This is a genomic window from Methylobacterium sp. WL119 (assembly GCF_008039875.1).
Lineage (GTDB): Bacteria > Pseudomonadota > Alphaproteobacteria > Rhizobiales > Beijerinckiaceae > Methylobacterium.
In genome coordinates, this window is the sequence record NZ_VRUU01000172.1 from 1 (window position 1) to 5,343 (window position 5,343).

Annotated in this window: 7 protein-coding genes; 1 reads left to right on the forward strand and 6 read right to left on the reverse strand. The window is 65.7% G+C overall.

All coding sequences use genetic code 11. The features are described from left to right. Positions 1 to 153: 153 nt before the first annotated feature. From FV227_RS27595 to FV227_RS27605, 3 genes are all read right to left on the reverse strand, one after another. Positions 154 to 984, reverse strand: a complete 831-nt coding sequence (locus tag FV227_RS27595) for a hypothetical protein (protein ID WP_147860374.1) — start codon at positions 982 to 984, stop codon at positions 154 to 156. A 199-nt stretch (positions 985 to 1,183) separates the two neighbouring features. Next, positions 1,184 to 2,047 carry a hypothetical protein gene (locus FV227_RS27600; protein WP_147860375.1) on the reverse strand — a complete coding sequence of 288 codons (864 nt, stop codon included), beginning with the start codon at positions 2,045 to 2,047 and terminating at the stop codon, positions 1,184 to 1,186. Positions 2,048 to 2,165: 118 nt separating this feature from the next. Then, the gene (locus FV227_RS27605) at positions 2,166 to 2,591 is read right to left on the reverse strand and encodes a hypothetical protein (protein ID WP_147860376.1); all 426 of its coding nucleotides are present in this window, start codon (positions 2,589 to 2,591) and stop codon (positions 2,166 to 2,168) included. A 315-nt stretch (positions 2,592 to 2,906) separates the two neighbouring features. Between FV227_RS27605 and FV227_RS27610 the strand changes: the two genes are divergently transcribed. Further along, entirely contained in the window at positions 2,907 to 3,221 is a 315-nt protein-coding gene (locus FV227_RS27610; RefSeq protein WP_147860377.1) for a hypothetical protein, read from the forward strand. Positions 3,222 to 3,533: 312 nt separating this feature from the next. On the opposite strand, the gene FV227_RS27615 is transcribed toward FV227_RS27610, so the two are convergent. From FV227_RS27615 to FV227_RS30200, 3 genes are all read right to left on the reverse strand, one after another. Further along, positions 3,534 to 4,007, reverse strand: a complete 474-nt coding sequence (locus FV227_RS27615; RefSeq protein WP_246686364.1) for a hypothetical protein — start codon at positions 4,005 to 4,007, stop codon at positions 3,534 to 3,536. Between the two features lie 184 nt (positions 4,008 to 4,191). Next, on the reverse strand, positions 4,192 to 4,527 hold the full coding sequence (locus FV227_RS27620; protein WP_147860378.1) for a DUF3768 domain-containing protein: 336 nt from the start codon (positions 4,525 to 4,527) through the stop codon (positions 4,192 to 4,194). Positions 4,528 to 4,639: 112 nt separating this feature from the next. Beyond that, on the reverse strand, positions 4,640 to 5,343 hold a 704-nt coding region (locus FV227_RS30200; protein WP_246688382.1), incomplete at its 5' end, for a hypothetical protein.

The following is a 5,343-nucleotide window of genomic DNA, read 5'->3' on the forward strand; positions in this document are numbered from 1 at the left end:
GGGGAGGGTTTGGGGTGACGCTTGTAGGTTGACATGAAGTGTTCCTTTTGCAGCTTTAGCAGTTTATGACGTTGATCTTCGTGAGCACGGGTGATTTCTAGCTGGAATTCGTCAATCACGGCGGCTTATGGTGAACTTTCGTGAGTACACAGCTCATGACATCAAGCTCACAAGCTGACCATTGAGGCGCTTGCATCCCACGAGGATCACACGCTCGCCCAGGCTGAGCCCGCAGAGCCAGCGGTCGAACGTGCGCTGATCGCAGCCATCAAGCGGGAGGTGGTTGCGCGCCTGGCGCCCGTTCTTGCCGAGGTAGGCGATGCGCTGCTCGGCGTACCGCTTCAGCGCATAGGCCTGCTGCCGCGCCGTGTTACTCACGTCCTCGACAACGAGGGGCTTGGCGTAGGGCGGCAGCGGGTAGCGATCACCGACACCGAGCGCCGCGTGGAGCTCGTCCCGCGTCGCGCCCGTTACGATGAGGTGGACCTGCCCAGCCCAGGTTTTCACACCCGCCAAATCCCGGTTGAGGCTGACCTCGAAGGCGCCCACCGCCATGGGGCGCTTGCCCGTGCTGGCCGTGAGACGCATGAAGCCGCGCTTGACGTGCTGCTTCACCGCCGGGATCGAGATCGCCCCCGGGCCCGCTGCGTAGGGCGCTTCCCAGCGCGGATGGACGAGGGTCGGAGCGAGCAGCTGGCCGGGCTGGGCACGCAGCAGTGAGTCGGCTTGCGGGATCAAGTTAGCGCGTAGGCCGCGCTGACCATGGTGGCAGCCGTCACGGCAGCGGCGCAGGCCGCACGCTTCGGGGGTGCACTGGCCGAGGCGGCGGATTAGACCGGGCGGGACTTCGGTGCGGCCTAGCGCGCGCACCATGGCGTGCTGCCGCCGAGCCACGTCGGCGGCATTTTCGAAGTTGTCGAGCCCGAGCGCGGCCAGCTGCGCACGGGCGGCATCCGGCGGATCGGTCGAGAGCACGGGGGGCATGGATGGCCTCGCTGTTTGTGGCGGGGCTATCCATTTACTGGGTCCATTGCGGGCTAATAGGCGCATTGCGCCAATCTCCGCCGCGATTACCCGTGCGGATTTATATGCCCGTCGTCACTGCGCTTTTCGGCAATTGGAGCGGAGCTCACCCGCCCTGCATGGGCTATGTGTCTAGGTTGTCGTCGGCATCTCACCGTGCTCACGGCCTCGCCGAACTCGCAAACAGCGCCGCAACCTGCATGAACAAGTCGGCACGGTGCTGAACAAACTGCTCTTTCTGCGTCTTCGCGGGGCGGCCCGCCTTCGCTTTACGCGGCGCCCACACGAGCTTCTTGAATCGCCGTTCGCTTACCTCCCGGCCATGCTGCTGCGCCGCGTCGGCCACCAGCCGCAACGCTTCATCGCGCGTGATGCCATAGTCGTGCGCGCGTTCGTGCGCGCCGATGAGCTCGCCCGCCCGGCGCAGCATGGCCTCGCTCGTATTCTTCGCCCCCGCCTTCCGGTGCGCCTCAATCCAGCGGTCAAAGGCGCTCTGTTCGATCACCACGTCGGCAAGTTGATCCGGCACCCCAGGCTCGCGGATCACCGTACGGCCGGTATAGAAGATCGGTCGAGCTTGCTTAAGCCAGACCCCCGGAGCGAGCATCGGGCTGCGGACGCCGGTGACGTGATGCACGGCGTGCGCGGCGAGCCGACCGGCCTCAAAGGCCTCGCGCAGCGTCGTACGCACCGTCTTATACAAGCGCGTACAGGCCCTCCGTTCGAGTTGCGTGAGCGCGAGTTCGGTCGTGATGCGTCGCAGCCGGGCTCGCCTGCCCATCAATCGCAGCTCATGGCGGACGTACCGCCGCTCCTTGCGGGCCCAGCGGAACGGCATGTCCGACCAGCCATGGAGCCGGCCCCATAGGTCTGGGTGGTCGTGCCGGCCGAGCGCGTTCAAGGCGTCCTCCAGCCGCAACCAGCCGTAATGCGCAACGGTCGGACTACCGGAGAGGCGCAACGGCATGACGTTACCGTGAGTGTCGGTTCCCGTCGGGCTTCCCGCTACGTCCTCGACCTGCACGATGCTTCCTCTAACCGCGGGCCCATCAAGACGGAACGAAGCCTGTGGGACAAGGGGGGCGGTCACCCGGGGCGGCGAGCCTGGCGGGATTCGCCGCCGGCATCAGGACGGGACCAGCCTACCGCAGTCGGATCCAGAGCTTCCACCGAAACTCCTCATCGCAGGGCATCCCGATGTTTGCTGCGCATCGCCGAATGGTGACCGCGTAACCGTCGAAGCCTAAGTCGTAGCGGATCAAATCCTCGATCTTGGCCAAGTTCTTCTCGTCCCAGCACAGCCAACGACGGCTCTCCGTCACCAAGCCAAACTCCACAGTCAGCTGATTCGCGTCGTGCTGGAGCATCAAGGTATCGCTCAGATCCAGCCGTCGGTTGGTGAAGCTCCCGAGGGCGGCGCCACGCCGGTAAAATGACAGCGTACACTTCGGCGGCCAAAAGTACTTGTCCTGCACCGCCATTGCCTGCCGCTGCTTTCTCGATCTCGCGAACCAATCAGCACTACGACTGGAAGCGAATGACAAGGGCAGCGAGAGGCGGGTGGTCACGCATTGGGCTGAAGCAGCGACCCGCGATGCCGGCAAACCGCAAAATGATTAGCGGCACCTTCGACGAAAGTGCAGTCTTCCCTCCCTACGACTGGCCTGAAGCCGGGATTGCTAAGTCTATAACCTCGCGCAGCCGGTCTTGTTCGTGTGCCGATGCCAACCCGTCTGACCCAGCAGCATAATCGATACGCTGAAACGGGAGGTGCGGCTTTTTTCGACGCTCGCTAGCTGGCACCTGATTTATGGTCGTTCGGACAAATTCGTTCGAGCGACAGTTGTCATGGCCGCATGACGCAACATGATCAAGGAGCGAACGTGAACATATTTCACCAGAAGCTTGATACGAACAAGCACCGCGCGACGATAACCAGCGACGGACCGATCCTCGTAACCTATCACGATCTCATCGAGATGGTGGACGATATCCGCATGACGCCAGACAGCATCGCTTTCTGCCTGCGCCACGACGATTGCCCGACGCCGATCAACCACGATGACAGCATCGACGGGGCACCCGAGGACGGCATCTGGGTTTACGACCGCCTGATCGCCTTCTTCGACTGGATGGCGAACCGGTCCGCGTACGCCCTGTTGCTGACGGGTGAGAAAGCCGGAACTCTCGGCAAATAACCCATCGAGCACATCCTGGGGGGCTGGGTTAGCGCCCAGTCTTCTGCAATTCAGCTTCGCTTGTTAAGGCCCTTCCGCTTGGTGAGGTCCCGGGCGGCAACGCCGGCGACTGCTGCAACCCCGAGGATCGGCCATAGCGATAGTCCGTGAGTCTCGTCCATGACGTGTTTCCAATCCTGATTGTCGATGATGGGTGGTTCGGTCCGCCTCAGTCGCGACGTTGCTGACCGAGGCCGACGTCCCGAGGCCGGTGCCGCTGCGACCTGAGCGTAAGCAGGCGCCGTGGCGGCACGGTCACGAGCCCGACCCGCCTCAGTCGGCGAGGCCCCTGAGATCTACGAGGATCAGCCGGAGCTCGCGCCACGGCGATGTCGTCTCTGCATGGGAGCCGGGTTCGCGCGTGCTGAGCAGGACACCGAGCTTCAGCACCACCGCGTCGAGGGTCCTGGCGGGGGTCGTGAGCAGCACGTCCGCCAGGTCGAGCACGGCGGCATCGAGGGCCGCCTCTTGCCCCTGGGCGGCGGTTAGGCCGGTCCTTTGGGCGGCCTCGGCCCATCGCCGCTGCCGACGCTGGAGAACCCGCTGTAGGCGCCGCCGATGGCGACTTGATGAGATGACGTGGGCGATGGTCCCGGCGTCGCCGGCATAGCGATGCGACCCATCCCAATCGGGCGGCAACGGCACCCGCGGGTAGTCCATCTGTCCGAGGAGTGTCGCCTCGATGCAGTCGCAGTACGCCAGCGCGGCCTCGTGCCGATCGAGCAGCGCCTGAAACTCCGCAAACAAGCGCGGTATCAGGTCGATGACCGGTCCAGAGGTGCCCGGATGGGGCGACGGCCGCCCAGAACCCGCTACCTCCTTCCCGATCGCCGGCAGGCTCCCGAGGAGCGCGAGCAGGCGTCGGCGGGTCGGTGATCCCTGCGCCGATGGCTGGGCGGCGCCGGGTGGGGCGTCCTCGTGCCAGTCCACCTCAATACTCCTCGGCGAGCATGACGGTGAGCACGCGGGCGGTGACACTCGCATCGGCCGGGTCCGGCGAGGCACGGGCGCGGCTGCGGTCGAAACAGTCGATCTTCCAAAACACACGCTCCCCGGCGGCTTCCACCGCGCCGAAATCCCGCTCGCCATAGGGATCATTGTCGGGCTCGAAGCGGTCGAAGGCGGCGATGGCGTCGAGGATGATCTGCTGCCGCTCACGGCCGAGCGCGACGACGCCGGCGGTGAGGACGAGGGTTCCGCCGGACAGCGAGCGGCGCAGGATGTCGTTGAGCGCAGCAACGCGCCCGACGTCGAGGAGGTCGGTCATGCATAGCCTCGGAGGATGAGAAGGGGGTCTGGCGCGGCGGACGCGCAGGGTCGCCGCAGGGTCGCCCGGGCCGGCGATGACTGGCCCAGGCGCAGGACACTGCCGCCGGGGGCTATTCCTTGCCGGGGGGCATCAGGGCGAGCTCGCCGGGCTGCCGAAGGAAGGTCCCTTGGTCGTAGTCACGCCAGCGACACGAAAAGACCCGGCCGTTCATGCCGATGATTTCGGCTTCCCACCAACCTTCCTCGGGACCTTCATGGGCGAGGACGACACTGCCGAGGCCGATCTCGTCGCGATCGCGCGGGATCAGGCTGCCAACGAAATTGTGGTCGCCGAACTTCGGTTTGGCTGGGCCGTCCGCCGCATCCGTCGCCTGGACCGGCGCGACCGTGATCGCGGCAGCTCGATCGCGCTCGCAAGGTGCGGGGGGCTGCGGTGATGGGGTATCGCCGATGACGGTCTCAGCTGCCGCCGCATCGGTCGGCTCGCTTCGCTGTTCAGGGCACTCGGTGATGCTGAGACCGGCACTCTCGCCGGCCAGCGCGACGAGGCGGCCGTAGAGATCGCGACGAGCGCCCGGCACGTGGGCCTTGCCGCTCGGCAGGATCCGGCCGTGGGCAAGCTGCAGCGCGAGCGCCCGCCGACCATCGTCGGCGATCGGCAGCACGCGCAACTTCATCGTCGCCGCTAGGGCGGTGGCCGCCTCGGCCTGATTGCCGTCGAACCAGGCGGCGCAGGGTTTGCCGCTTCGATTGCGCCCAAACAGCACCACGGTCGGGGGTTGAGGGGTCAGCGGACTCTCGACGACAGGGATGG

Bases quoted from the DNA above. Each gene is read 5' to 3' on its own strand.
- FV227_RS27595 (WP_147860374.1), bottom strand. From the start codon at position 984: ATGCCCCCCGTGCTCTCGACCGATCCGCCGGATGCCGCCCGTGCGCAG.
- FV227_RS27620 (WP_147860378.1), bottom strand. From the start codon at position 4,527: ATGACCGACCTCCTCGACGTCGGGCGCGTTGCTGCGCTCAACGACATC.